At 60.1% G+C, this 26,961-nt stretch carries 28 protein-coding genes; 12 read left to right on the plus strand and 16 right to left on the minus strand.

Features of this window, described 5'->3' with window-relative positions:
* Positions 1 to 54 precede the first annotated feature (54 nt).
* From IEW73_RS03185 to IEW73_RS03215, 7 genes are all read left to right on the plus strand, one after another.
* Positions 55 to 1,470, plus strand: coding sequence for a DHA2 family efflux MFS transporter permease subunit (locus IEW73_RS03185; protein WP_229675705.1), 1,416 nt, complete (start codon positions 55 to 57; stop codon positions 1,468 to 1,470).
* 126 nt (positions 1,471 to 1,596) lie between these two features.
* On the plus strand, positions 1,597 to 2,583 hold the full coding sequence (locus IEW73_RS03190; RefSeq protein WP_229675707.1) for an alpha/beta hydrolase: 987 nt from the start codon (positions 1,597 to 1,599) through the stop codon (positions 2,581 to 2,583).
* A 128-nt stretch (positions 2,584 to 2,711) separates the two neighbouring features.
* Positions 2,712 to 4,001, plus strand: coding sequence for a lipase family protein (locus IEW73_RS03195; protein ID WP_188670610.1), 1,290 nt, complete (start codon positions 2,712 to 2,714; stop codon positions 3,999 to 4,001).
* A gap of 83 nt (positions 4,002 to 4,084) precedes the next feature.
* Entirely contained in the window at positions 4,085 to 5,011 is a 927-nt protein-coding gene (locus IEW73_RS03200) for an ABC transporter substrate-binding protein (protein ID WP_229675708.1), read from the plus strand.
* Positions 5,008 to 6,129 (plus strand): ABC transporter ATP-binding protein, encoded by a 1,122-nt coding sequence (locus IEW73_RS03205; protein WP_188670612.1) that lies wholly within the window; start codon positions 5,008 to 5,010, stop codon positions 6,127 to 6,129. Before IEW73_RS03200 ends, IEW73_RS03205 begins: the two co-directional genes overlap by 4 nt.
* Entirely contained in the window at positions 6,126 to 6,824 is a 699-nt protein-coding gene (locus tag IEW73_RS03210) for an ABC transporter permease (RefSeq protein WP_188670614.1), read from the plus strand. Before IEW73_RS03205 ends, IEW73_RS03210 begins: the two co-directional genes overlap by 4 nt.
* Positions 6,824 to 7,492 (plus strand): ABC transporter permease, encoded by a 669-nt coding sequence (locus IEW73_RS03215; RefSeq protein ID WP_188670616.1) that lies wholly within the window; start codon positions 6,824 to 6,826, stop codon positions 7,490 to 7,492. The genes IEW73_RS03210 and IEW73_RS03215 overlap by 1 nt, the downstream gene beginning before the upstream one ends.
* Positions 7,493 to 7,627: 135 nt before the next feature.
* On the opposite strand, the gene IEW73_RS03220 is transcribed toward IEW73_RS03215, so the two are convergent.
* The 12 genes from IEW73_RS03220 to IEW73_RS03275 all read right to left on the minus strand — a co-directional run bounded on the left by IEW73_RS03220 (position 7,628) and on the right by IEW73_RS03275 (position 17,164).
* Positions 7,628 to 8,071: a GNAT family N-acetyltransferase gene (locus tag IEW73_RS03220; RefSeq protein WP_188670618.1), complete on the minus strand. Its 444-nt coding sequence runs from the start codon at positions 8,069 to 8,071 to the stop codon at positions 7,628 to 7,630.
* 690 nt (positions 8,072 to 8,761) lie between these two features.
* A complete protein-coding gene (thpD, locus tag IEW73_RS03225; protein ID WP_188670620.1) occupies positions 8,762 to 9,685 on the minus strand; it encodes an ectoine hydroxylase in 924 nt (307 codons plus the stop codon).
* 138 nt (positions 9,686 to 9,823) lie between these two features.
* Complete coding sequence (locus IEW73_RS03230) at positions 9,824 to 10,924, minus strand: ABC transporter ATP-binding protein (protein ID WP_188670621.1); 1,101 nt, start codon at positions 10,922 to 10,924, stop codon at positions 9,824 to 9,826.
* Complete coding sequence (modB, locus tag IEW73_RS03235) at positions 10,912 to 11,583, minus strand: molybdate ABC transporter permease subunit (protein WP_188670623.1); 672 nt, start codon at positions 11,581 to 11,583, stop codon at positions 10,912 to 10,914. The genes IEW73_RS03230 and modB overlap by 13 nt, the downstream gene beginning before the upstream one ends.
* Before the next feature lie 75 nt (positions 11,584 to 11,658).
* A complete protein-coding gene (modA, locus tag IEW73_RS03240) occupies positions 11,659 to 12,360 on the minus strand; it encodes a molybdate ABC transporter substrate-binding protein (protein WP_188670625.1) in 702 nt (233 codons plus the stop codon).
* Entirely contained in the window at positions 12,357 to 12,746 is a 390-nt protein-coding gene (locus IEW73_RS03245; RefSeq protein WP_188670627.1) for a TOBE domain-containing protein, read from the minus strand. The genes modA and IEW73_RS03245 overlap by 4 nt, the downstream gene beginning before the upstream one ends.
* A gap of 30 nt (positions 12,747 to 12,776) precedes the next feature.
* Complete coding sequence (locus IEW73_RS03250) at positions 12,777 to 13,460, minus strand: urease accessory protein UreD (RefSeq protein WP_188670629.1); 684 nt, start codon at positions 13,458 to 13,460, stop codon at positions 12,777 to 12,779.
* Positions 13,450 to 14,142, minus strand: coding sequence for an urease accessory protein UreG (gene ureG, locus IEW73_RS03255; protein WP_188670631.1), 693 nt, complete (start codon positions 14,140 to 14,142; stop codon positions 13,450 to 13,452). Before ureG ends, IEW73_RS03250 begins: the two co-directional genes overlap by 11 nt.
* A 45-nt stretch (positions 14,143 to 14,187) precedes the next feature.
* Positions 14,188 to 14,814, minus strand: coding sequence for an urease accessory protein UreF (locus tag IEW73_RS03260; protein ID WP_188670633.1), 627 nt, complete (start codon positions 14,812 to 14,814; stop codon positions 14,188 to 14,190).
* A 1-nt stretch (position 14,815) separates the two neighbouring features.
* Positions 14,816 to 16,537 (minus strand): urease subunit alpha, encoded by a 1,722-nt coding sequence (locus IEW73_RS03265; protein WP_188670635.1) that lies wholly within the window; start codon positions 16,535 to 16,537, stop codon positions 14,816 to 14,818.
* On the minus strand, positions 16,537 to 16,848 hold the full coding sequence (locus IEW73_RS03270) for an urease subunit beta (RefSeq protein WP_188670638.1): 312 nt from the start codon (positions 16,846 to 16,848) through the stop codon (positions 16,537 to 16,539). Before IEW73_RS03270 ends, IEW73_RS03265 begins: the two co-directional genes overlap by 1 nt.
* Positions 16,849 to 16,861: 13 nt before the next feature.
* Positions 16,862 to 17,164: an urease subunit gamma gene (locus IEW73_RS03275; protein ID WP_188670640.1), complete on the minus strand. Its 303-nt coding sequence runs from the start codon at positions 17,162 to 17,164 to the stop codon at positions 16,862 to 16,864.
* 248 nt (positions 17,165 to 17,412) lie between these two features.
* On the opposite strand from IEW73_RS03275, the gene IEW73_RS03280 reads away from it, so the two are divergent.
* The 4 genes from IEW73_RS03280 to IEW73_RS03295 all read left to right on the plus strand — a co-directional run bounded on the left by IEW73_RS03280 (position 17,413) and on the right by IEW73_RS03295 (position 21,938).
* Positions 17,413 to 18,015, plus strand: a complete 603-nt coding sequence (locus tag IEW73_RS03280) for a LemA family protein (protein ID WP_188670642.1) — start codon at positions 17,413 to 17,415, stop codon at positions 18,013 to 18,015.
* 116 nt (positions 18,016 to 18,131) lie between these two features.
* Positions 18,132 to 20,087, plus strand: a complete 1,956-nt coding sequence (locus IEW73_RS03285) for a M48 family metallopeptidase (RefSeq protein WP_188670644.1) — start codon at positions 18,132 to 18,134, stop codon at positions 20,085 to 20,087.
* Between the two features lie 40 nt (positions 20,088 to 20,127).
* A complete protein-coding gene (locus tag IEW73_RS03290) occupies positions 20,128 to 20,577 on the plus strand; it encodes an SRPBCC family protein (protein WP_188670645.1) in 450 nt (149 codons plus the stop codon).
* 89 nt (positions 20,578 to 20,666) lie between these two features.
* Positions 20,667 to 21,938, plus strand: coding sequence for an amidohydrolase family protein (locus tag IEW73_RS03295; protein WP_188670648.1), 1,272 nt, complete (start codon positions 20,667 to 20,669; stop codon positions 21,936 to 21,938).
* On the opposite strand, the gene IEW73_RS03300 is transcribed toward IEW73_RS03295, so the two are convergent.
* On the minus strand, positions 21,901 to 22,233 hold the full coding sequence (locus tag IEW73_RS03300; protein WP_188670650.1) for a hypothetical protein: 333 nt from the start codon (positions 22,231 to 22,233) through the stop codon (positions 21,901 to 21,903). The genes IEW73_RS03295 and IEW73_RS03300 overlap by 38 nt on opposite strands.
* Positions 22,234 to 22,446: 213 nt before the next feature.
* Between IEW73_RS03300 and IEW73_RS03305 the strand changes: the two genes are divergently transcribed.
* Positions 22,447 to 22,791 (plus strand): RNA polymerase-binding protein RbpA, encoded by a 345-nt coding sequence (locus IEW73_RS03305; protein WP_188670652.1) that lies wholly within the window; start codon positions 22,447 to 22,449, stop codon positions 22,789 to 22,791.
* A 64-nt stretch (positions 22,792 to 22,855) separates the two neighbouring features.
* Here the strand turns inward: IEW73_RS03305 and IEW73_RS03310 are convergent, their stop codons facing one another.
* From IEW73_RS03310 to IEW73_RS03320, 3 genes are all read right to left on the minus strand, one after another.
* Complete coding sequence (locus IEW73_RS03310) at positions 22,856 to 23,638, minus strand: polyprenol monophosphomannose synthase (protein ID WP_188670654.1); 783 nt, start codon at positions 23,636 to 23,638, stop codon at positions 22,856 to 22,858.
* Between the two features lie 130 nt (positions 23,639 to 23,768).
* The gene (gene lnt, locus IEW73_RS03315) at positions 23,769 to 25,298 is read right to left on the minus strand and encodes an apolipoprotein N-acyltransferase (protein ID WP_188672809.1); all 1,530 of its coding nucleotides are present in this window, start codon (positions 25,296 to 25,298) and stop codon (positions 23,769 to 23,771) included.
* A 53-nt stretch (positions 25,299 to 25,351) separates the two neighbouring features.
* Positions 25,352 to 26,956 carry an amidohydrolase gene (locus tag IEW73_RS03320; protein ID WP_229675712.1) on the minus strand — a complete coding sequence of 535 codons (1,605 nt, stop codon included), beginning with the start codon at positions 26,954 to 26,956 and terminating at the stop codon, positions 25,352 to 25,354.
* Positions 26,957 to 26,961 lie beyond the last annotated feature (5 nt).

The following is a 26,961-nucleotide window of genomic DNA, read 5'->3' on the forward strand; positions in this document are numbered from 1 at the left end:
TTGATGCACAACCGTGCCACGACATTTGGTAGGCCAGTCCGGCACTATGGTGTGGTGCCCGCATCTGCCACCGAGATAACCCCGGTTCGTCCGTGGCCTGCACTATGGGCCTTGTGCCTCGGGTTCTTCATGATCTTGATTGATGTCACGATAGTAAGTGTCGCCATTCCTGCTATCCGCGCCGAATTTGACGCCGACATTGCCGCAACAATCTGGGTCAGCAGTGCGTACCTACTAGCGTTTGCTGTCCCTCTGCTGATTACAGGTCGGCTGGGCGACAGATTTGGTCCCAAGCGCGTCTACCTATTCGGGCTTGTGGTGTTCACCCTTGCCTCGCTGACGTGTGGGTTCGCAGGTTCACTCACAGCACTGATTCTTGCGCGCATCGCACAAGGCCTCGGTGCGTCGCTGATGAACCCGCAAACGATGGCAATCATTACCCGCATCTTCCCCGCAGAACGGCGCGGAGTGGCGATGGGAATGTGGGGCGCAGTCGCTGGAGCGGCAACGCTCGCTGGCCCGCTCCTTGGCGGCATCTTGGTGGGGACACTCGGCTGGAAGTGGATCTTTTTCGTCAACATCCCGGTAGGGGTACTGGCATTTGTGATGGCATGGCGGTGGGTCCCGCACCTACCGCGCGCCGCGCGCAGGATCGACCTCATCAGCGTCGGTTTGGTGTTCGTGTCGATGTTCTTGATCGTGTTTGCCCTCCAAGAAGGGCCACGGTTCAACTGGGGCACCATCATTGGTCCGATTACCGTGCCAGTCCTTATTGTTGTTGGCCTAGCAATTTTCGTATTGTTCGTGGCTCGCCAAAAAGGGCTAGGACGCAACGCCTTGCTGCCGCTGCGGCTGTTCCAGGAGCGAAACTTCAGCATCGCCGCCTTTGCGATTTCCACGATGGGGCTTGCGATGACGTGCATGTTCCTGCCCATCATGATTTACGCGCAGGACGGGCGCGGTCTCACTCCGATCGCTGCAGGACTCCTTGTTGCCCCGGTCGCTGTATTCTCCGGTGTTCTGTCGCCATTTGTCGGGCGGATCATTGACCAGATTGATGTGCGGTACATGGTTGTGCCGTCACTAGCGTTGCTGAGCGTGGCGACGGTGTGGTTCGGCCTCGTAGCCAGGGCCGACACGCCCCTCTGGCAACTTGTCGCGCCGCTAATACTTATTGGAGTCGCAAACGCTGGGATCTGGTCCTCTCTATCCACAACCGCGACAAGAAATCTGACCGCCGACGTTGCAGGGGCTGGTGCAGGTGTTTACAACACAACACGGCAAACAGGGGCAGTGCTAGGAACTGCTGCCATTGCCGCCGTAATGGAACAGCGGGTTCGGGCATTAAGCATCGATGGTGCTAGTCCAGATGTCGTGAGCGCGGCGATGGGCCAGTCACTTTTTCTACCCGCTTTTGTTGTTCTACTCGGTGCAATATCTGCACTATTCCTACGTCCTGTTAAGAAATAGCGCTTCTGCGGTTTCGTACCAAACGTTGCGAAACAGTCAAATTTCAACCCGATTACATGGTGAAATCAACCTTGATGTGTCCGCACGTTGCGGCGAGACGCGAGGGCCAAGGGAAGGTTTTGACGAGTGCAGCGTTTAGAGCAGAAGCGTTCGCGCAGGATGCTGAGTGGAATATTCGTGGCAATTGCCGCACTCATCATGCCCCTGCTTGTCGCGAGCCCCGCATCGGCAGCACCGCGCGTTGACCGCATCGACTGGGTTAACGCACGCTTCGCGATTGTTCACGTGTACTCGCCTTCGATGAACAAGGTCATTGCCAATGAAGTGCTGTTTCCCGCAAACAGGGGCGCAGCAAGTCCCACCTTGTATTTGCTTCCTGGAGTTGACGGTGGCCAGGAACACCACAGCTGGTTCCGCAGCACACGCTTGAATGAATTTTTCGCCAACAAGCACGTCAAGGTGGTTAGCCCCATTGGGGGCCGGTACAGCCTCTACACCGACTGGCAACATGACGATCCGATACTGGGGCGCAACAAGTGGAAGACATACATGGCTGAAGAGCTACCCCGCGCGATTGACAGCGCATTTCCTTCCACGGGGCGCAATGCCGTCGGAGGCCTGTCCCTGAGCGGTGCTTCCGCGCTCGACCTTGGTATTCAAGCGCCACACCGATTCCAGGCCGTCGCCTCCTACAGCGGTTGCCCGCGCGTGAGCTCACCAGAAAGCGTGGCCCTCTACACCGCAGTTGTCGCGTTCGGCGGAGGAAACGTGTTCAACGCATTCGGGCCTCCCGGCGCCCCAGGCTGGACAGCTCATGACCCGTCACTGAACATCGACCGGCTACGCGGCACCGCCGTGTATCTAGCCGCCGCAAGTGGCATACCAGGTCCCGCTGACAACGTGACAGGTTCTGCTGCCATTCGCCACGCTCTCGGCGCCGGAGTTATTGAAGCAATCACCTTGAGCTGCACACAAGCGTTCGCCAACAGCATGCGCCAGCGCGGAGTTCCGGCAACATTTGCTACCCAGGAAACAGGTGCGCACACGTGGGGGCTTTTCGAGCAGCAGATGCGTGACTCGTGGAGAGTGATAGGCCCCGCAATTGGCGCATAGAATGTAGCGGTGAAAATTTGCACGAATTGCACGGAAACCTGTTGTTGCATAGACACTTTCGTGCAACAGCTCAATAACCGCCCGTAGTGCCACTGGGAACCCTCGAACTTTTCACCTAGCGTGGTGTCATGATCGAGACACAGTTGCGACAGCGAGCACATCGCTACCCCCTGCGCGTTTACATGCGCGCTACAGTCGCAACCCTAGTTGCCACCACGGTCGGCCTCACCGTCGGCGCCTCTGGTGCAGCAGCAAACCCACTTCTGCACCAAACAGGACCCTATTGGTCTGAACTCGATGTCCGCGATTACTCAAACGCTGTGCCCGCACCGGGCACCCTGGTGGACTCATCCCAACTTGATCCCGCTGTGAAAATTGCTGATTCCGGCTACGGCTACCGCATTGCCTACTCCACCACCGACCACCGCGGCGAAGCAGCGCTCAGCACGGCGAGCGTGCACGTCCCACCCGGCACCCCACCGCCCGGCGGGTGGCCCGTCATTGCGTGGGGCCATGGCACCACGGGTATTGGTGACACGTGCGCACCCTCGACACAACCAGCAAACGCGACCCGCTCGGTCACAGCGAACTATCCCGGCTATTGGCTGCGTCAAGGATTTGCGGTGGTTGCCACCGACTACGTGGGGCTCAGCACGCCTGGAATCCACCCGTACCTACATGCTGAAGCAGCGGCCAACAGTGTCATCGATTCGGTGCGCAGCGCCCACGGGCTGAACCTACGACTGTCACGCAGTTGGGTCGCCATCGGGCATTCCCAAGGAGGCGCCGCTGCACTGTCGGCAGCCCACCATGAACCACGTGTCGCTGGAAGCGATCAACGCTCTGACTTCCGGGGTGCCGTCGCCCTCGCCCCCGCGACCCACGTCGAAGACTTCCTTGATCTTGCGGCCCCACTGCCACAAGCCATCGCCGGAAATGACACAGGCTATCTGATGTACATCCTCGCAGGCATGCGCGACACCTACCCCGACCTCGACATTGATGGCTACCTCACCGCGCGGGGCAGGTCGTTGCTCAACAGTTCCCTCGACCTCTGCTCCAGCGAACTTGCTGCAGAAGCGTCGGGTCTTCGCCTCGACACCCTGTTCAGCCAACCCATGAGGGATATGCCAGGTTTTGTTGATGCTGCGTTTGATTACATGGCCTTGCCTGAGCAGGGGTACAACACTCCCTTGCTCATCGCGCAAGGACTCGACGATTCTCTCCCACCGAACCGCCCCATCGCGCTCGCCGACAGAATCGCAGTGAGCGGTTCCTTCATCGCCCTGCGTACCTACGACGGTGTGGACCACAACGGAGTTCTCGAAGCATCACTCTCCGACGTCCAACGTTTTGTCGAAGCGCTCTTCACGTCAGCACCCGAACGAACCCTCCGCGCAAGCGGTTTCGGCGGATAATTTCTCAGAAGTACCACCCAGAGCGCGTCTGTTTGCGTCACAGTAGTGAACAACATCAAGTTCCACTCTCTTAAGGAGTAGCTGTGCTTCGATACCGCAACCGGGCACGTGGATTTCAAGTAGCAGGGGCGCTCCTGATGGGCACCGTGCTCGCAGCGGGTTGCGCAAGCGACCCAAGTGACCCACTAGCTGGTGATGGAGCCACAGACTCTGTGGTGGTGGGGTCAGCGAACTTCCCGGAGAACGTGCTGCTCGCGGAAATTTACGCGCAAGCACTAGAGGCGGGCGACATCGCCGTCCAACGGCAGTACAACATCGGCAGCCGCGAAATCTACTTCGGCGAAATTGAACGAGGATCGATCAGTCTTCTCCCCGAGTACAACGGCGCCCTGCTGGCGTTCATCGACGACTCCTCAGAGGCGCGCACAACCGACGAGATTAACGACGAGTTGCGGGCGCTACTGCCGGGCGGGTTGACCATCTTGGATTCTGCGCCCGCCGAGAACAAGGACTCCCTCGTCGTCACCGAAGACACCGCGGAACGGTTCTCACTGGAAACAATTGCGGACCTAGCCCCCGTTGCTGGCGAATTGACCATCGGCGCGGCCTCGGAATTTGAAGTGCGGCAACAAGGAATCATCGGTCTACGCCAGGTGTACGGGGTGGAGTTTGGGGAGTTCGTCACCACCGACAACTCAGGCCCGCTCACCATCAGTGCCCTCGAACGCGGCGACATCGACGTAGCGAACATCTACTCCACCGACCCGTCGCTCGCGACACGACCATTTGTGTCCCTCGACGACACCGATGCAGTGTTCGGGTCCCAAAACATCACCCCACTCGTTGCCGAAGGCGCATTCGATGCGAACGCCGAAAGCATCGTCAACGACGTTTCCGCACGTCTAACCACGACCGTGCTCACCGATCTACTGAGCGCAGTCGTCACCGATCGTCGCGACGTCGACGACGTGGCGCAAGAATGGCTCAGCAACGAAGGACTTATTGGGTGATCGTTTTCGACGATGTCGTCAAGCGCTACCCCGACGGGACCGTAGCCGTTGACCACCTTTCGCTGACCGTCCCCGAAGGAACCCTCACAGTGTTTGTGGGGCCTTCGGGGTGCGGCAAAACAACATCGCTGCGAATGATCAACCGCATGATCGACCCAACCGCCGGCACCATCACGTTAGGCGGCGTCGACGTCATGACACGTGACGCCAACCAATTACGCCGAGGCATCGGCTACGTCATTCAGCACGCAGGACTGTTTCCGCACCGCAGAGTCGTCGATAATGTCGCGACAGTGCCGCGATTGCTAGGCGTCTCGCGAAAGCAAGCACGAACCCGCGCATACGAACTCCTCGAACGTGTCGGGCTCACCGCCGAGCACGGCAACCGCTACCCCTCGCAACTGTCCGGTGGGCAACAGCAACGCGTCGGAGTGGCGCGCGCACTCGCCGCCGACCCCCCAGTGCTCCTGATGGACGAACCGTTCTCCGCCGTCGATCCGGTGGTGCGCAAAGACCTCCAAACAGAATTACTCCGACTCCAAGGAGAACTGCACAAAACCGTAGTTCTCGTAACCCACGACATCGACGAAGCCATCACCCTCGGTGACCGTGTGGCCGTGATGCGCCCAGGAGGGACGCTCGCCCAATACTCCACACCCGACGAACTACTCACCAACCCCGCCGATGACTTTGTTGCAGACTTCCTAGGCCTAGATCGCGGCGTCCGATTGTTGTCGTTTTTCCCCAGTAACGGGGTGCCCCTACGCACAGACAATGTGGCTGCGGATGGCGACTCGGTACCACCGGATGACGACTGGATCTTGATCACCGACGAAAACCGGCGCCCCCTAGGCTGGCTGAACGGCCCCGTTGCCACTGGCGAACGTGCATCCGAAACACAGGGACTAATCAGTTTCGGGCACACCTTCACGCCAGGTTCGGATTCCCTCCGCGCCGCGCTCGATTCGGCCGTGCTCTCCCCTGCCGGATACGCCGTAGCCGTCGATGGTGACGGTCGCGTACTCGGTGTGGTGAGCCAGGAAAGCCTCGCCGCACACATCAGGCTGTCCCACGGACATGCGCGAAGTGTACGACCAGGAACTGCCACTGCCCCATGAACATTCCCGGCATCAATATCCCGTCGTACCTCGGCACATTCGGGGACCTTTTGGCGGAACACCTCACCATGGCACTAACTGCCTCGCTGCTGGGGCTGCTGATCTCGGTGCCAGTGGGATTGATGTGCGTGCGATGGCCCCGCTGGTACCCGCCAGTCCTCGCAACCGCAAGCGTGCTGTACGCAATACCCTCCTTGGCGTTCTTCGTACTCCTCATCGCGTTCACCGGCATCAGTCAAACCACGGTGATCATCCCATTGGCCCTCTACACACTCTCCGGCCTGATCCCCAACGTCGTCGACGGACTACGGTCGGTGCCGCAAGAGGTTCGACAGGCGGCCACAGCGATGGGAATGTCCCGCGCCCGCCAACTAGCCACAATTGAGTTCCCGCTAGCCTTTCCAGCCGTCATGGCCGGGCTGCGAGTAGCTACCGTCGCCAACATCAGCATGGTCAGCGTCGGGGCGCTAATCGGCATGGGCGCCTTCGGCTCACTGTTCACCGCCGCAGCACAACTCGACCGCTACGAACTCGCCGTCACCGGAATCATCGTCACCATCGCCATGGCCCTCGTCGTCGACTTCATCCTCATGCTGATTCAGCGAGCAGCCACACCATGGACACGAACCGGCACCGCAATGAAGCGGCGCCGCCCAGTCACCGCGCTGAAAAACTTGCGAAGCACGGGTCGCTGATGACAACACTGTGGTTCTACCTCACCGACTTCTTCGCCAACCCCGACAGCTGGACCGGCACCAACGGCATCCCCAACCGGATGTTCGAACACTTCACCTACACAATCCTCGCGTTGATCGTTGCAATCGCGATCGCGTTTCCGCTCGGCCTCTGGACCGGACACACCGGACGAGGCGGCTTTCTGCTGTCCACGTTGGCCAATGCAGCTCGCGCACTCCCGACGTACGGCGTGCTGGTTCTGCTCGTCGTGACCATGGGCATGGGATTGGTCCCGGTTCTGATCCCTCTCGTCGCACTCGCGATTCCCCCCATCCTGCTCAACACCTACGAAGGCATTCGCAGCATCGACCGAGCCCTACCCGACGCCGCACGAGGAATGGGCATGTCAGGCCTACAGGTGCTCGTCAAAGCCGAACTACCCGTAGCGATGCCGCTAATTCTGGTGGGGATGCGAACCGCGGCTGTGCAGATTGTCGCGACCGCCACCATCGCAGCCGCAGTGAGCTTCGGCGGGGTGGGGCGGTTGATCGTCGACGGCCTCGCACGGCGCGACTTCACCCTCGTCGTCGGCGGCGGTGTACTCGCTGCTTTCGCGGCACTGCTTATCCTCGCTGTGTTCGCAGTGCTGCAACGGGTGCTGATCTCCGACGGGCTGCGCGACCGCTGACGGTGGGTGGGTGAAGGTGCTGCTGCTGCCGCGCGTCGTGTGCACAAACTAGCGGTTCTGCGGCCCCAAATCTGCAAGTTTGTGCACACGAGTGGCATACGCGCAGTGGCGGGTGTAGGTCGCCCGCAGTGGCGATTAAGTCTGGCTACGCCTCCAGATAAGCATCCCGTGGTCATCAGTGAAACCGCATCGGAGATACAGCGGCACCGACTCCTCGCTAGGTGACAACACAACTTTCGAATACGCGCGCTTCTCAGCTTCGGCAAGAACTTGACCAACAAGAGCCGAACCAAGACCCATACCGCGTGCCGTCGCCCGAACGTAAAGTTGGCCCAGGTATCCCCAACTGCCACTCGCCAACACTGCGGGGCTGGGCATCCGTTCGAAGTGGGTCAAGCAAACCATGCCTACAGCATCCCCCGCATGGTAAGCAGTCCACACAGTCCGCGGACCTGACATCCATCGATCGACGGCGTCAACAAAGGCTTCGTCAGGTTTCGACCCGAGAACCCCATGCCACTCCTTGGCCCACTCCCACCGAAGCGCCGCAACATCACGGGGGCAACCAAGCCTGATCATGAATTCAGTAGAACATTGCCTGCGTGATCAGGTGGTCGACTAACTTCCTTGTGACGCATTGTCCGCAGCGTGTGTTCGCGCATCAATCCAGTCCCTAAACCGCTTATCAAAAAAGATCACCGCAATCAGAGGGAGTGTGACAAACCCGATCACCCCTCGTGTTGTTGATCCCGCTAAAAGCTCAGCCGCGAAGAACGGCACTGCAACCGCAAAATATATAACGAGAATGAATACTGAACACGACCGACTTCGGTTTCGAGTGCCCCATACGGCCACGCCAACTACTGCTGCGACACAAAGTGTCAAACCAACGGTTGTCGTAGTGAAACCCGCCGCGACCGCACTGACCCACATACTGCCGATCGGTATCCCAGCAACGAGAAGAAGCAGGCCTCCCACCGCGACATTGATCCGGTCGTACCCTTTAACGGCGTAACCTCCTGTTTAAGTGCTCCGATGTCACTTCGGGCGAAGCGAGCTCAGTTAATCGTACCGGCGGAAAGTCAACCGCAATAGGCCGCTGAGTGAACTGTCGGTGCATCATGGCTTCGCGGTCGGTGCGGAAATCGCGCTTGGGGATTCGCTCGCGTCTGGTGCCCTAGTCCGCTGCGCGTCGTGTGCACAAACTTGCAGGATTCCGGCCGCAGAACCGCTAGTTTGTGCACACAACCGGCATGCGAGGCGCTTCGCTCAGTCGAATGGCGAGTCATGCACCGGCGTCAGCGGTGTGGCGTCGCGATTGCCGAGGTACTGCGGACGAGGCGCCGTACCCGCGTACGGTTCGCGCAGTGCGTTCTCCACACTGTTGAACACTACGAAGATGTTTGCTCGCGGGAATGGTGTGATGTTGTTGGCTGAACCGTGCATGGTGTTGGAGTCGAAGAATAATGCGCTCCCAGCTGGTCCGGTGAATTGCTCCACACCGAATTCGTATGCGAGTTTGGTGATTGTTTCCTCGTCGGGTACACCAATTTGTTGGCGTTGCAGTGATTTTTTATAATTGTCTTTTGGCGTTTCTCCAACGCATGGAATGTACGTTTTATGCGATCCTGGCATGAGCATCAACCCACCATTAAATGGGTAGTTATCGGTTAAAGCGATGGACATGCTCAGCGCGCGCGGAAGTGGCATGCCGTCTTCGCTGTGCCAGGTCTCGAAGTCTGAGTGCCAGTAAAATCCACTGCCGGAGAATCCGGGCATGCAGTTGATGCGACTCTGGTGGATGTACACCTCGGAACCGAGGATTTGGCGCGCCCGATTGAGGATGCGTGGTGTGCGGATGAGTTGATCAATAAGTGGGCTGACTTCGTGCACCGCGAACATCGAACGCACACTGCCCGAGTGGCATTCCCGCACAATAGCGCCCATTTTGTCAAGTTCGATATTGTTTTGAAGTCGTTCAACTTCTGACCAACACTGTTGTACCTGCGCTGGTGTGAGCATGCCTTCTTCGATGTGAAATCCGTTGTTCCCGTACCTCTGCACCGCGATGGGAGTGAAGGGTCCCGACTTCTCCTTGCCCCATACTGCGGGGTGTGTGCGGGGGAAGTTATCGGCTGGCGCGGAAAGCCGCGAGGGATAAGGATCTGCAATGGTTGTATGAGCTGCCGTCATGACAACACCTCCTAGTTTCGAACAATATTGTTATCTGTTCTCAGCGAAGAGTTGAGTCACCGGTAGGGTAACGCAAGCGCTCCATTCAGTAAAATAACCAAGTTCGCCCGATTTAAACAATGAGCGCTAACACACGATTTAAATGGTAATGAGGTGCACGCCGGGTGCCTTTACAGCCGCTGTTACTGTGCTTCCCGCCATTAGGTTCATCTCGCTAATTGCGTGTTTGGTGATAAGTGCTGTCAGCGTCATTACCGGCGGGGCGGGGACGGACGCGGCGAGGGTTGCGCGCACCAGGGGGCCTTCCGGAACGAGGGAAGTCACGACTGCGGTGACCTGGTTGCGGGGGCTCGCTGACGCCAACGTGTGCTGAGCGGCGAGGATCGAGACTTCCTCCGCCCGAATGCACGCGTACACCTGGGCGCCGATATCGAGGCGACCGTAGTGAATCGCCGCGAGTGTCATTCCCCCTGCGTCCACTGTGACAACGCCGTCGCTCACTTCAGTCACACGAGCTGCCAGTACGTTTTCTGTCCCTACTACAGACGCGACGGCGCGGGATTTTGGTGCATGAAAGACCTCGCTGACGGTGCCTTCTTGGATGACGGTGCCATTGTTCATCACGACAATGTGGTCCCCCAGCGCGAGCGCTTCTGTGCGGTCATGGGTTACCAGCAGGGTTGGGGTTCCTACCTCGGCGATGATGGCTCTCAGTTCGTGGCGCAGTGCGGCGCGGGTGGGAGAATCCAATGCGGATAGGGGCTCGTCGAGCAGCAACAGTTGTGGTGACGGGGCGAGCGCCCGGGCTAGTGCGACGCGTTGGGCTTCCCCGCCAGAGAGCGATTTCGCGCGTTGTTTCAGCAAATGCTCTGCGCGTACGAGCGTGAGCACTTCGGCGACGCGTCGGGCGCGGTCACTGCGATTCCAGCGGGGTAGCCCGTAGCCGACGTTGTCTTCGACGGTCATGTGCGGAAACAATGCATGGTCTTGGAACAGGAATCCGATGTTTCTCCGCCGCACACTCACGAGAGCTCGACGGTCAAACCACGGTTCGCCATTGAATGTGATGTCGCTGTCTCGATCCGGGCGGTCTAGCCCAGCGAGGCACCGCAGCACTGTGGTTTTTCCGGCACCTGACGGCCCGAACAAAACTGCGATGGGCTTCTCGGGGGTGAGGTGCAGGCTGATCCGTGCATCCACAACGTGTCGGCGGATGTGCGCGTCGATTAGCGTGGCCATGCTGGCCCCCCGCGACGATTGAGTGCATATGTGGTGACCAGAACGACGAGCGAGAATGCGAGCAGTGCCGCACTGGTGCGCCCGGCAGATGCGTAGTCGAATGCTTGGACGTCGTCATAGATTGAGATCGCGACGGTTCGTGTTTGGCCTGGGATGTTCCCGCCGACCATGAGCACGACACCGAACTCGCCGATCGTGTGCGCGAAGGTGAGTACCGCTGCGGTGGCGAAGCCGGTGCGCGACAGTGGAACTACGACGCGCCAGAGGGTGGTTCCGGCCCGGCGCCCGAGCACTGTGGACGCTTCGATCATGCGTTTGTCGAGCGCCGAGAATGAGGCAAGGAGGGGCTGCACTGCAAACGGCAGACTGTGGAGCACCGAGGCGATGAGCAGGGCGTTGAAGGTAAACACCAGCGGGGTTCCGGTCATCTCAACCCACCACCGACCGATTGGTGATTGGTTTCCCAAACTGACTAGCAGGTAGTAGCCCAGAACTGTCGGTGGGAGCACCAGCGGTAGTGCAACGATGGCTTCGACAATGACCGTCCACCGTTGCCGTGAGAATGCTAGCCACGCTGCGAGCGGGACAGCTATGACCAGGAGAATGATGGTCGTCAAGACTGCTAGTCGCACCGAAAGCGCGATTGCTTCCCAGTCCATTAGCGGTCTTTAGGGTGGAAGCCGTAGCTGACGAGGAACTGTTCCACCTCGTCGCTTGCGAGGTGGGCGGCGAAGTCATATGCGGCCTGCGGACGACAGAACCACCCCGGCCTGGTGGAGTGGTGAAAATAGTCCAGCATCGATCTCTACGTAGACACCAACCTCTGACAGTTGGGGGGAAACAGCCAGGGACAAGGCGATGATTCCGACGTCAGCGTTGCCGGATGCGACGAATTCGGCTGCCTGCCCGATGTTTTCGCCGGTGACGATTTTGCTTCGAACCGCATCGGCTACCCCCGCAGCGTCCAGTGCTTCTTGCGCGGCTCGGCCGTAGGGTGCGTGGGCGGGGTTGGCGATGGCGATGCGGCGAACATTCTCGTTAAGGAGCATGGTGAGGCCGTCGCTGACGTCTATCCCACTGTCGTTGCGGGTCCACACCGCGAGTCGTCCCCCTGCGTAAGCAAACGTGTCGGATGCGCTTGCGAGACCACCGTCGACGACATCGTCAACGTACGTGCGGTCTGCGGACAGGTAAATATCAAATGGGGCGCCGTTGAGTAGTTGCTGCACGAACATTCCGGACGATCCGTAGGACACGGTGATGTCTACATCGGGGTTGTCGTTGGTGTATTCGTCGATGATGTTGTCGAGGGCAAAGCGGAGGTCGGAGGCGGCGGCTATCCGGATCGTTTCCGTGCCGGGTGACGTTCCGCACGCCGTGCCTATGATCGCGAAAATCGTCAGCAGGACGGCGAGTCGGGTGGCGACGCGGGTCACGGAGTTCGCTCCACAATCGCGGTGGTGGCTTTAATTACGGCAGTTGCGGCGACACCTGGCGCGAGTTGCATTTCTTCCGCAGCGTCTCGAGTCATTAGTGACACGAGTCGAAATCTGCCGACAGCGATCTCAACCTGCGCCACCAGGCCCTCAATCTTGACGTCGGTGACAATTCCGGGAAGCCGGTTACGGGCGGAGACGCGATCGCCGTCCTGGTTGTCGTGCGTGAGCGAGCGCGCATACCTCGCGACTTCTACCCCGTCGACGATGTGGCGACCGGAGTTATCCATCGCGGCTGGGAGCTTGCCTGCGGTGATCAGTCGGCGGACTGTATCGTCGCTCACGTCGAGCAACTCAGCAACCTGACTAATCCTAAACTGCGGCATGATTCCGATACTAGCACCGCACTTGCGGGACTAATGGGTTCTGATTGTCGGCAGTTGCGAACCCATCCACGTTTCCAGCTCGGCGCCGTGCGGTAGGGGCAAGCGCACTCGGGCGTCGCGCGGATCGCCCTCTATCCCGATTTTCGATAACTCATTCGAACGGGTGGCGTCGGTGAATCGGAACACGCTCTCGAGGGCACCGGCTGACCCCAACGCGTCGTCACTACCGAGGTGCAATGCGTGCACCAATAGCGGAACACCACTGTCAAGCCGGGCTTCGGTTTCGCCCCGCCACACCCCAAGACCTACCTCACCGGAGCGGCCAATCTGCACTTGCTCGCGCAGACTCACTGACGCATCTGGGGCGCAGATGACGGACGTTGTCACCTCGTGTTCGGCTGTTCCAGCGATAATGAGCGGCTCGGGTGAAAAGTCCAGCACACCGCCCGCGCCGACGGTGAAATCCCATGCCGCCGTGGATCGTTGGGTGGAACGCCCCGGGAGCGCAACCGACGCTGCGACGGTGCGCACACACAACTGCGCACCGTCAGCAACACGGACCGTCACCGAGATGTGGTCCCCGCCCAAAGGTGTGATTGCCGTGCCCACGAGGTAAACCGTGTGTGGCCCTGTCTGCCGAACAGCTAACCCGCCAGAGGCGCGAATTCGTGGGCTACGCCCGACCGACGCTTCGATGGTGACGTCAGTGCGCATGCGCCCCACGAAGTTTCGACACTTGCTCGCGCACCCACTCCAACACTGGAGTCGCCGCAGGATCTTCGGTCAACGAACTGAACACGAAGGGCCTACCTTCGCGCACGCTGCTGGCGTCACGATCCATCACCCCAAGGTCTGCCCCGACCATGGGGGCAAGGTCCGTCTTGTTGATCACGAGTAGATCGGAGAAGGTGACGCCCGGTCCGCCTTTGCGCGGCACCTTGTCGCCGCCAGCAACATCAACGACGAAGATCTGCACGTCGATCAGCCCCATCGAAAATGTCGCGGTGAGGTTGTCGCCGCCCGACTCCACCAGGATGAGATCTAACGGTGGATTGGCGTCAATAAGATCGTCAATGGCGTCGAGGTTTGCGGTGATGTCATCGCGGATCGCGGTGTGGGGGCAGCCACCCGTTTTCACTGCGGTGATTCGTTCGTCCGGCAGAACCGCATTACGGCGGAGGAAATCCGCATCCTCAGTGGTGTAGATGTCGTTGGTGAGCACCGCGAGAGACATTTCATCGCGCAACTCACGGCACAACGCCGCCACGAGGGCTGTTTTACCGGAACCGACGGGTCCTCCGATACCGATGCGCACTGGCTCGTCACGGGTGCGTTCGCGCTTCGGGCGGTCGTGAGAATGTGAGTGGGGTTCTCCACCCATCAAATGGGGAGGCATAGTGCCGTGTCCTTTCAGGTCGAGGGTTCAAAGTGTGATCGATAGCTACGACACAAAGAGCGGCATCTCGCGCACCATGTGCCGCTCGGCAAGCACATCAAACAGTGGGTCTGACAACGAATGTAGCTTCGTTGCCGCAAGCGACGCCGTGTCGTCACAGACTGTGGAGAGCCGAAACGTGCACACCGCAACATGGGCGGGGTCCAGCGCCAGAAGGCGCTGCGCTGCTGTGGCCGAACCTGTCATGACGGTATAGATGACTGCGAGCGCGGTATCTCTTGGCGTTAGCGCACACAGCGAACCTGCTACACCTGTTACGACTGGCAGATGCGGTTTGCGACCTAACACCGACCATTCGTAGTCGGGCCACACCGACTTCGCGAGGCGCACAAATCCTCGACCCTGGATGCGTGATGCGTCGCGCGCCGCAGGCGACGGAGTGCGGGCATCAGTTTCACCATCCGCAACGACGGGATCGAGCCCGTTGCATACCGCAGCCGCAATCGACCCCGTGACGAGGCCAGTTGTGCGGATCCGCCGCTCGAGAAACGCCTCGACTGTGGCGACGTCGTGGACCACTCCGCTGGTGACAGCCTCTTCCATTCCGCCGGAATGGACGTGTCCGCCTATGGGTAGTCGCGAATCCGCTAGCGCCAGAAGATCAGTCAGCATCTCAGAACAGGTGGTAGCGCTGCGCGAGTGGCAGGACGTCCGCGGGCTCCGACTCCCACACCTCACCGTCGATGCGCACCGCAAACGTATCCGGGTCAACCTCGATGTGTGGTTGCGCATCGTTTAACGGCATGTCGGCTTTGCCAATGTTGCGTGGGCTCGCCGTCGGTACCAGACGCCTGTTGCAGGCTATGCGGCTCGACAAGTTGCTATCCAATGCTGCGGACGACACAAAGTGCACCGCTGTACCGGCCGCCACCTCGGGGTATGCGCCAAACATGGGGCGCGGCAGATACGGTTGCGGCGTCGGGATTGAGGCGTTCGCATCGCCCATCGCGGCCCACGCGATAGCCCCACCCTTAATGACCAGATCGGGCCGGATTCCGAAGAACGCCGGGTTCCACAGCACTAGGTCTGCGAGCTTGCCGATCTCAATCGAGCCCACTTCACCATCGAGTCCATGCGCTACGGCTGGGCAGATCGTGTATTTGGAGATGTACCGGCGCACCCTGTTGTTGTCGGCACCGTTGTCTCCTGAGAGGTACCCGCGCCGCTTTTTCATCATGTGCGCGGACTGCCACGTACGCGAGATGACTTCCCCAACGCGACCCATCGCTTGGGAGTCACTTCCAATCATGGAAATGGCACCGATGTCGTGGAGCAGGTCCTCAGCAGCGATTGTCGATGGGCGGATGCGACTTTCAGCAAACGCGAGGTCTTCAGGGATCGACGGGCTGAGGTGGTGGCACACCATCAGCATGTCGAGGTGCTCGTCGACAGTGTTCACGGTGTATGGCCGGGTGGGGTTCGTTGAGCTCGGCAATACATTGGCGTACGACGCCACGGTGATGATGTCGGGAGCATGGCCCCCACCAGCACCTTCGGTGTGGTAGGCGTGGATGCTGCGTCCCTTAATGGCCTTCAAGGTCGATTCGACGTAACCTGCTTCGTTCAGCGTGTCCGAGTGCAGCGCCACCTGGATCCCGGCCTCGTCTGCCACCTTCAAGCACACATCAATTGCTGCGGGGGTGGAGCCCCAGTCTTCATGCAACTTCATGCCGGAGGCACCTGCGCGGATCTGCTCCCAGATCGCCGCTTCGTTGACCGTATTGCCCTTGCCCAGAAGGGCAATATTCATTGGCCAGGAGTCCAATGCTTCGAGCATACGCGCAAGGTGCCACCCACCAGGGGTGACCGTTGTTGCCTTAGATCCCTCAGCAGGTCCAGTTCCGCCACCGATCATGGTGGTGATTCCCGAACCAATGCCTTCGTCTAGCAACTGCGGGCAAATGAAATGCACGTGGCAGTCGATGCCACCGGCCGTGAGGATCTTTCCGTTACCAGCGATGATTTCTGTGGATGGACCGATGACCAGACTCGGGTCAACACCATCCATGGTGTCCGGGTTGCCGGCCTTACCGATTCCGCAGATGCGACCGTCGCGGATACCGACATCAGCTTTGATGATGCCCCAGTAGTCGACGATGGTGGCACCGGTGATGACGGTGTCCGGCCCGCCATCGACGCGCAGTGCGCGCCCCTGCCCCATCGACTCACGGATCACTTTCCCGCCTCCGAACACCGCTTCGTCACCGGCTTTACCCGGTCCGCCGCTGCGGTCTTCGGTGATTTCGATAAACAGGTCGGTATCGGCAAGGCGGATACGGTCGCCTGTGGTGGGACCAAAAAGTTCGGCGTAGCGTGCGCGACTCACATATGTCATCAGTGATCCAGCTTTCCTGGAGGGTTCAGGCTCAATCCGTACACTTCCCGCGTGCCACCGAGTGCGACAAGAGACACGGTGTGGGTCAGCCCGGGTTCAAAACGAACTGCGGTCCCGGCGGGGATATCGAGGCGAAAACCGTGTGCGGCCTCCCGATCAAACCGCAACGAATCGTTCGCTTGGGCAAAGTGAAAATGGCTGCCCACCTGAATCGGCCGATCCCCATCATTGACGACGTCAAGTTCGATGCGCTTCGCGTTGACGTTGATCGCGATGTCGCCGTCGACGGTAATAATTTCGCCCGGAATCATAAACTTCGCCTCCTCAACTGATCGGGGTGTGCACGGTGACGAGTTTGGTGCCGTCGGGAAATGTTGCTTCGACCTGTACGTCGTGAATCATCTCGGGCACGCCTTCCATCACCTGCTCACGGGTGAGCACCTCCCTGCCGCTCGTCATCAATTCGGCGACCGACCGACCGTCCCTAGCTCCTTCGAGCACATGGTCGGTGATGATCGCGATCGCTTCGGGATAGTTGAGCGTGAGGCCGCGTTTTTGCCGACGGCGCGCCACCTCAGCTGCGTAGCTGATCATGAGTCGTTCTTGTTCATGTGGCGACAAGCGCATGACATCTCCTGGGTGGTCGACACCGTGGTGGTGTGACGTGGCTGGCGACGACTGTGACGTTAGCAGCACCGAGCACCAGGTATCTGCGTTCGCCGTGCATGTACTGGTGAAACGCTGGCCGGTTTAACCAGTGCGTTACATAACTAGGGCATTGGTCCGATAACGGGAGTTTTTCGTCACCCCCGCTAGATCGAACGTGCCAGGTATCGTTTACACCAACACAACCGTAAACAAATGAGGGGGTTCACGTGCCCGGTGCAGCTTGGGTAGTGCTGATACTGCTACTGCTCGCCGTCGTCATCTCCGTTGTCGCCGTCATTGGCATCTACAACGGACTGGTTACACGACGCAACGGTTACCAAAACGCGTTTGCACAAATTGATGTGCAGCTCACGCGTCGCCACGATCTCATCCCAAACCTTGTCGAAACCGCCAAGGGTTACATCAAGCACGAACGCGAAACTCTGGAAGCCGTCATTCAGGCCAGGAACTCCGCTGTTAATGCGCAGAACTCTGCACGCCAGAACCCAGGCGACCCCGCCGCGATGGGGCAACTGTCGGGCGCGGAAAACATGTTGACCCAGTCATTGGGCCGCATGTTTGCGCTGTCGGAGGCATACCCCGACCTCAAGGCGAACCAGAACATGATGCAACTGTCCGAGGAACTAACCTCGACGGAAAACCGTGTCGCCTACGCACGTCAGGCATTCAATGATGCCGTGATGAGCTACAACATCAAGCGCGAAGTCTTCCCGTCGAACATCATCGCGGGAATGTTCAACTTCAAGCCAGCAGCGCTTCTCGAAGCTGAGGGTCCAGAAAAGCGCGAAGTGCCAAAAATTTCGTTCTGACGTTTCACAGCAGCTGTGCGGCCAAGCGGGAACTAGCACACCACTAGTTTTTCGCTTCGCTGCATGGCCGCGAGCGTTCTTACCGCACGAATACAGTCACACCCCGGGGGCACCAGATGAATTTCTTTGAACGGCAGATCGAAGTCAAGAAGTCGTCGAGACGGCTTGTTGTGCTGTTCATTCTGGCCGTGCTTAGCATCGTGGTGCTTGCGAACCTCCTCGTTGTGTTCCTCTCCCTCTCCGGTGGTGCCGAGCCCGCAGATATCGCCACTTTTGCGATCGCCGCCACAGCGATCACGTTAGTTTTCATCGGCGGGGTCTCGTTCTTCAAGACGATGATGCTGCGCAACGGTGGCGGTAGCCAGGTGGCCCGCAGCCTCGGCGCGATTCCGGTGCCCGAGGACACCACTGACCCGCGAATGCGCCGCTACCGCAACGTCGTCGAAGAAATCGCCATTGCCTCATCCACGCCTGTGCCGGAACTTTTCATTCTTCCCGGTGAACAGGGCATCAACGCATTCGCCGCTGGGTACACCACCGCTGACGCCGCCATCGCCGTCACTGAAGGTGCGCTGGAACGCCTCAACCGTGACGAGCTGCAAGGCGTCATAGCTCACGAATTTGCGCACGTCGTCAACGGCGATATGCGACTGAATATTCGCCTCATCGGCGTCATCGCAGGACTCACCGCACTCGCCGTCATTGGCCGCGTACTTCTCTACAGCGGCGGTGGACGAAGCAGCAAAAACAATAATGGTGCCCCCATTTTCATCATTGGCCTCATCGCCATCAGCGCTGGATTCATCGGGGTGTTTTTCGGTCGCCTCATCAAAGCCGCCGTATCCCGCCAACGAGAACTCCTCGCTGACGCCTCCGCAGTTCAGTTCACCCGCCAAACAGCAGGCCTAGCCGGGGCACTGAAAAAGATCGGTGGTCTCGACGCGGGATCAAAGATGAAAAATGCACGCACCGAAGACGTCAGCCACATGCTGTTCGGTGAAGGAATGCGATTCTCATCGATGTACGCCACTCACCCACCGTTGGTGAAACGCATCAAGCTCCTTGAACCTGAATTTGATGAGCGCGAACTGCAGGAACTCCAACGACGCTGGAAATCCGCACCACCGTCTGGCCTACGCGAAGACCAACAGATGGGACTCGCTGCACCCAACGACCTCCCGCCCCGCCCAACGCAAGAAACGCCGACAGGGACCCCCCGTCAAGCGCCGAAACCCCAACCTATGGCCCCATCACCCGGGCCCCGCAATGCTAAGGAAATCGTCGCTGGCATCGGCGACCCAGGCGCGGCATCCTACGAATACGGTGAACAGGTTCGACGCAGCATCCCCGAGTCCCTAGCCGACCGCGCACACCACCACGAGCACGTCGTCCCCCTCGTGTTCGGGCTTCTTTTCTCCGCCGACGAAAACATCCGAGTGGCACAGCACGGCATCGTCTTACGGACCTGGGGCAAAACCACCGCTGATGCAGCCTGGTTTTTCGCTGGCGAATACACAAACCTCGACCCACGCCTACGCCTGCCGTTGGTCGAAATCGGGTTCCCTGCATTGCGTCGACGCAGCAAGCAGGAACTTGAATCAATCATGGCGACACTCAGCGAACTCATCGCCGCTGACGGCAACGTCAGTGTGTTCGAGTACTGCCTAGGCACCCTCATCTTCACCGGGCTTCACGAGTCGATTCACCACCGCCCCAAATGGAGCGGGAAACGCCACCACCTTCGGGGCAGCGCCAAGGAAATAGCGACCTTGCTTGCGGTCCTCGCCAAAGTGGGCCACCCCCAGCAAGGCGAAGCGGAGTCGGCGTACCAAGCAGGTATGAACGTGGTGCTTCCGCAGTCCCGCATCCCCTTCGCGCTTCCCCAGCAAGGGATACTGGAACTCGAATCCGTATGGCCCTCCATCGACGGTCTCGAAGGCAAAGAAAAGCAGCAACTCGTCGAAGCGCTCGTCACCGTCGTCATGCACGACAACGTCATGTCAATCGAGGAGAACGAACTACTGCGCACCGTCTGCGCCGTGCTGCACTGCCCCGTTCCCCCTATCGTGTAGGTAACCGGCAACCACCGGCACACCGATGGAAGGCAACATTATGGATGGCGACACCGTCAGCGTAGAAAAAGTGATCCCTGCTGCACCTGAGGACATCTTCGCTTTGCTCTCAGATGCTCAGCAACACAGCCAGTTCGACGGTTCCGGCACTGTTGTGGGTTCCAAAGGCAATTCAGAGCCGCTGACGTTGGGTTCGAAATTTGGGATGTCCATGAAGATGGGAATCCCCTACAGCACCGTCAACACTGTCATCGAATTTGAATCAAACCGCCGGATCGCCTGGCAAACGACCGGGTTAGCGGGACTCATCGGTGGTCGTATTTGGCGCTACGAACTCGAACCGGTCGACGGCGGCACACTGGTCCGCGAGACCTGGGACTTGTCCGAGGACAAACAACGGTTTTTCCTCAAGCGCGGGAAACTTCCCGCGATGACGAAACGCAACATCACCCGCACACTCGACCGTATTGCTGAGGCTGTCACGGCCTAGGTGGCACCGTGCTGTGGCCCGGTGAACACGGTGTGTGAATCGGGCCAGAGTGGACAAGTTGGCAGCTGATACCTGGCACACTGAAAGCCGTGAACGCACCCGAATTGTCAGGCGAAATGATCATCCGCGGCGGCACAATCCTGACGATGGATGACGCTGCAACGGTCTGGGACGACGCCGCTATTCATATCCGAAACGGCGTCATCGTCGACATCGGCCCCAGTCACACCATCAAAGCCCACGAGACTGGGTGCCGGACAGTGGATGCGCATGGGTGCGCGATCCTTCCTGGCTTTGTTAACGCACACACGCATCTGGCGATGACGTTGTTTCGCGGCATCGCCGATGATGTGCACCTCCAAGACTTCCTCCGCCGCGTGGTCGCCGAAGAATCAGAAACACTGTCTCCGCAACGGGTATACACCGGTGCCCTTAATGCCTGTTATGAGTCGCTACTTGCTGGCACCACTGATGCGCTCGACATGTACTGGTTCCCGCACGAGGCAGTCTCGGCCGGGCGGGATGCCGGGTTGCGTGTCCACGCGGGCGAAGCGTTCGCCAACTTCCCCACGCCCGAACACACCAGCGTCGAAACAAAACTGGATAGCCTGAACGCAGCCGACCGCCGTGTGCCTTGGCTTATGCCACATAGCGTGTACGCCCTCACCGAAGATCAGCTTTCTCGGATTGCGGCCAGCGCTCAGGAGCTTGGCGCCCGAATCCACGTGCATGCGGCTGAAAACGAAGGCGAACTAGCCACCGTGCGCGCACAACACGGCACCACCCCCATTGAGGTCCTGCACCGCACTGGGCTGCTTTCGTCGCGAACCGTCATCGCCCACGCAGTTCATCTCACCGACAACGACATTTCCCTCATCGCCGAGGCGGGAGCGAGCGTCGCACACTGCCCCTGGTCGAACCTGAAACTAGCGTCCGGCATCGCCCCAGTGCGCGCACTTCTCGACGCGGGCGTCCGAGTCTGTCTCGGTACGGACGGAGCTGTGAGCAGCAATACCCTCGATATGTGGACAACAATGCGGCTCGCTGCGGTGCTCCACAAGTGGCGCGACCACGATCCAGCAAGCATCGGGTCACGAGCTGTGCTCGCAATGGCCACACGTCACGGTGCTGAAGCATTGGGCATTCCCGGCGGTGGTGTTCTCGCACCGGGTATGCCCGCTACGCTGCAGATTGTTGACCTCAGCGGCCCGCATCATTCAGGCGTCGGCGATATCTGGTCGCAACTGGTGTACTCCACACATCCCGGCGACGTTCGTGACGTCATTATTAGCGGCGTCAGCGTAGTCGCCGACAAGAAAGTTGTTAGCGAAGACGTTCGGCGTCCCGCGCTAGCTCAGTAAGCACCACAACCAGTTCAGTTAACTCGCGCTGCGGCGCGCCCTCTTGAAGCGCTGTGGCGACGTCCTCGGCAGCACAGCGCACAGCGAACGCTCGATCAACCAGTGCGGACGCTTCGTCCGCTGACAGCACCACCGAATCCTCCGGAATGGAGGTGCCTCGCACACTGGTCCGGTGCTCGTAGGCGCGCTGACGGCAGGACTGCCGACAGTACTGCCGTCGACGGCCCACGCCCGAATCAGGAACTTCTCTGCCACACCATGCGCAAGGGTGCGGGCGCCGCGCTACTCGTGCCACGGTCGCTAAGCGTAGCCGCCAACTGCGACGTTTTCACCTACCGGGCGGACACGGTCGCGTGAACGGAGTAGGATATGTCAGCCGCCTCATGTGGGAACTTTTTCGTGTGCGGGCGCGTTTAACGCTGTGTACGGTCCAGCGCACCGATAGTGCGTGGAGGGGAACGGATTGCTGATGTTGGCGATTCGACTCCGATAGAGAGAGGGTAATGCGATGGCAGATCGGGTTCTTCGAGGAAGCCGCCTTGGTGCGGTCAGTTACGAAACGGACCGGGATCACGACCTTGCCCCTCGCCGCTACGCCCGCTACCGCACCCCAAGTGGTGAAGAGTTCGACATTCCTTTCGCCGATGAAGCGGAGATCCCCGGTACGTGGATGTGCCGCAACGGTGAAGAGGGCGAACTTATGGAGGGCGGCGCGCCGGAGGCGAAGAAGGTGAAGCCGCCGCGCACTCACTGGGACATGTTGCTTGAACGGCGCAGTGAGGAAGAGCTTGAGGAGTTGCTCCAGGAGCGCCTTGAGTTGCTGAAGAAGCGTCGCCGCGGTATCACTACCTAGGTCAGATAGCAGCGAGCCCTCCCGAGAACCAAATCCGGGAGGGCTCACTTTGTTTTTGCGGTCGTTACGCTTTCTTGCGACGCAGTTTGTCGATGCGCTGATGCCAACCCCACTGGGTGACTTTCCAGAGTGCTTCACGCACAATGTTTCCGCTCATCTTGGATTCGCCGCGCTCGCGTTCCGTGAAGGTAATGGGGACTTCGCGAACATTGAATCCCGAACGGATCGTTCGCCACGCCAGGTCGACCTGGAAGCAGTACCCGTGTGATTCCACCGCATCGAGGTCAAGTTTTTCGAGCACGGTTCGACGATAGGCGCGGTAGCCGCCTGTAATGTCGCGCAGTGGCACACCGAGCGCGAGGCGCGCGTAGACGTTGCCTCCGCGGGACAGCCATTCGCGGCGTTTTGGCCAGTTGACCACAGAGCCGCCGGCCACATACCGCGACCCGAGGACCAGGTCGTATCCTGCGTCGATTTGGTCGAGCAGTCGGTGGAGTTGCTCTGGTGCGTGGCTGCCGTCGGCATCCATTTCCACCAGGACGCTGTAGTCGCGGTCAAGGCCCCAGCCGAATCCTGCGATGTAGGCAGCGCCGAGGCCGTTTTTGGCGGTGCGGTGCATGACGTGAATGCGGCCGTTAGGGTCCGCGTCGGCGAGTTCATCGGCGAGTTGACCTGTGCCGTCGGGACTTCCGTCGTCAACCACGAGGACATGGACATTCGGCAGAGCTGCATGGAGTCGTTCGACGATGATCCCGAGGTTGTCTCGTTCGTTGTACGTCGGGATGATTACCAACGTCCGTGCGCTTGGCCGCAGATCGGGGTCGTCCCCTGGTGTGCCCGCCGTCATTGTGGTCCTTCCTGCTGCAATGTTTCCTGCCGCGATGTTTACTGCACTTTCGTTACAGGTGAATCTATCCCCTCACCGAAGTGAATGCAGGGAAGCCGGTACAAATTGTTCTCCTACGAGCTGACAATTCCTAATTTGGTTGCCTCCGCACATACACAGCCGCGAGGGCTGCGAGGGCGAACACAACGAGCACTCGCTCCGGCCATGGCCCCAAACGTGTCGCCAATGTGAGGTCTGTGTGCAAGGGCACTTCGGTTGTTAGCACCTCGGGTACGAAGATTCCGCTTTGCTGCTCGATGGTGCCGTCGGGCCGAACCACGGCACTAACCCCGCTGGTGGCGGCCACGACTACTGCGCGGCCGTGTTCTGCGGCACGGACCTGCGACATCGCTAGTTGTTGGAATGTCATGTCGGTGGAGTCGGCGGTGGTGAAGGTGGCGTTGTTGGTGGGCACCGCGAGGTATTGGGCGCCGTCGCGGACAGCGGTGGTCAGCGCCCGGTCGAACGCAACTTCGAAGCATGTGGCGATTCCCACAGGTATTCCGGCCGCGTTGACAACCCAGTTGCTGTCGCCGGGCACGAAGTTTCCGGCCATGTCGACGAAATCTGAGAAGAGTCGGAAGAAGTCCCGCATCGGCATGTATTCACCGAAGGGTTGGATGATGGCTTTGTCATGCCGATCGCTTGGTCCGGTGAAGGGCTCCCACACGATGGCACTGTTGGAGAATGTGCCGTCACCGTTGTAAATGACGGCGCCGACGATGATGGGTGCGTTGATGGCTGCCGCTGCCGCGTTGATTCGCTCCGTCGCTTCTGAACTGCGGAAGGGGTCGACGTCGGAGGAGTTCTCCGGCCAGATCACCACATCTGGCTGTGTGGCTTCGCCGCTGCGCACCGCTGCTGCGAGCTCAAGAGTTCGGTTGACGTGGTTGTCGAGGACTGCACGGCGCTGGGCATTAAAGTCCAGCCCCAATCGAGGAACATTGCCCTGCACCGCAGCAACATTAAGAGTGTTGGTGGAGTTGTTGGCGTTGGCGACTGAGGGCTGGAATGCGAGTGCCAATACGAAGGGCGCGATTGCAGCGGCCGCACCTACACCGATCCACTGCGGGTTGCGCCGCACAATGCTCGATACAGCGATGAGAAGTCCGACTCCGGTGAGTGCCACCATGAAGCTCAGCCCTGGCGCCCCGATGAGCGCAGCGATCGGCAGTAAGGCACCGTCGGGTTGCCCGAACGCAAGCCTGCCCCATGGGAACCCGCCGAATGGGAAGGACGACCGGATCCACTCTGTGGCCACCCACCAGGCCGGGATGGCAACTACAGCGAGCAGTCGTGGGAGCTTCCATAACCACACAGTGCCGAGACCGAACAGTGCCACATACCCGGCACACACCAATGCGAGTGCCAACCAGGGCAGAGGGCCGACGTACATCCCTATCCACGGCAGCAAGGGCACGAAAAGCCCTACCCCAGCAAGAAATCCGTAACCTAAGCCGGTGCTGGCCCTGATGGGTTCGCGTGTCCAGTTGGTGAGTACACCGACCAGCACTGCTACTCCAACAGGGGCTGCGTACCAAAACGGTAGGGGCGGGAAGCTGAGATACATCAGCACACCCGCCAGGACCGCAGCTACCGCATTGGCGATGAACCCGCCCATACTGCGGGCGGTAATTCCGCGCGGTGGTGCGGCGGAAGCGTCGACGGCGGAGATCATGGAGTCCGCTCGAAAATAGTGCGGCCGCGGTGGACGGTCCGCAAACAGGTCGGCAGCGTTGCGGTGAGATCTGGCAGAGGTGGGACACGCGAACGCGGGTCGGTAGACCATCGCTGTACGGAATCTCTAGGTGCTGAGATCACGAGGTCACCCGCGTCCCATACTGCATATGAGGCTGGAGCGCCCGGAACGAGTGTGCCAGCCAGCCCGTCGCGCACCCCTCCTGCACGCCATGCACCTCGGGTCGCGGCGGAGAAGGCCGCACGTGGCGACACACCGCTTCCTGGTGTCTTGTGTTGAACGGCTGCACGGATCATGGGCCAGGGATCAATGGGCGTTACCGGTACGTCAGACCCGAAGGCAAGGGACACTCCGGCCGCGGCGAGCATGGAAAAGGGGTTCATGAGTGCGGCGCGCTCGGCCCCAAGCCGTTGCGCATACATGCCGTCTTCCCCACCCCAGAGGTCGTCGAACACAGGTTGCATGCTGGCAATGACGCCGAGGCGCGCGAGTGTTTGCGCCTGATCTGGTGTGATCATCTCTACGTGCTCGAGGCGGTGACCACAGCGAGCGACCGCGGGGACTCCGCAATGCTTTTCGGCCCGCTCGAACGCCGCCACCGCGGCCGTGACAGCTGCATCGCCGATAACGTGAAAACCGGCCTGAATACCGGCCGTCGTGCACGCAATGATGTGCGTGGCCATCACATCTTCATCGAGGTACGTGCGCCCGAAGCCGTGCTCACACCCGTGGTCGGCATAGGGCTCAGTGAGCCACGCTGTCCGCGAACCGATTGCACCATCTGCGAACAAGTCCCCGCCAAGCGCGTGCGCTCCGGTGGCGGCGAGCAATTCTTCGGCTTCGTCTGCTGTGCTGACGGCTTGGCCCCAGTATCCACGGATCTCCACGCCGTGGTCTGTGCTGAGAAGTTCCATGAAGTCGCTGAGCCCAGCGATTTCGGGGCCGCCGCATTCATGGACGCACACCACCCCGTGTGAAGCAGCCTGATCCAGCACGGCATGTCGGGCGGCGATTCGTTGCTTAGGGGTAAGTAACTCCCCCGCTGTAGCCCGCACTAGGTGGTGCGCTTCCGCTGTCAGCGGACCGGCGGAGGAGAAGCCTGGTGCGCCTGTTAAACCCGGCGTTTGTTCGCGCAACGCGGTAGACGCCGCGGCGGAATGCGCATCGACGCGCACTGCATACACCGCTCGCCCGGGAGCTGCGGCGTCGAGCTCAGCCGTCGTGGGCGGTGTGCTGTCCGGCCACAGTGTTTCGTCCCACCCTGTTGCCCAAAGAACGCCATCGTTGTGACGCGCAGCGTGGGCGCGGATCTCGTCGACAACGTCTTCTCTGTGGCGACAACCGGTGAGGTCGACACTGGTGAGCAATAGTCCTGCTGCGGTGGTGTGGACGTGCGGATCAACAAAGGCGGGCGTGACAAACGCTCCTTGAAGGTCAACGATCTCGGCGTCCGGATGTAGTGCCCGACCGGGGCGGTCTTCACCGAGCCACACCACGACCCCCTCGGTAACCGCCATCGTTGTGGCATCGGGGTTCGTGGGGCTGTATATCCGGCCGTTGACGAGGAGTTGCGTGCTCACCGGTG

It is taken from the genome of Hoyosella rhizosphaerae (assembly GCF_014643175.1).
Taxonomy (GTDB): domain Bacteria; phylum Actinomycetota; class Actinomycetes; order Mycobacteriales; family Mycobacteriaceae; genus Lolliginicoccus; species Lolliginicoccus rhizosphaerae.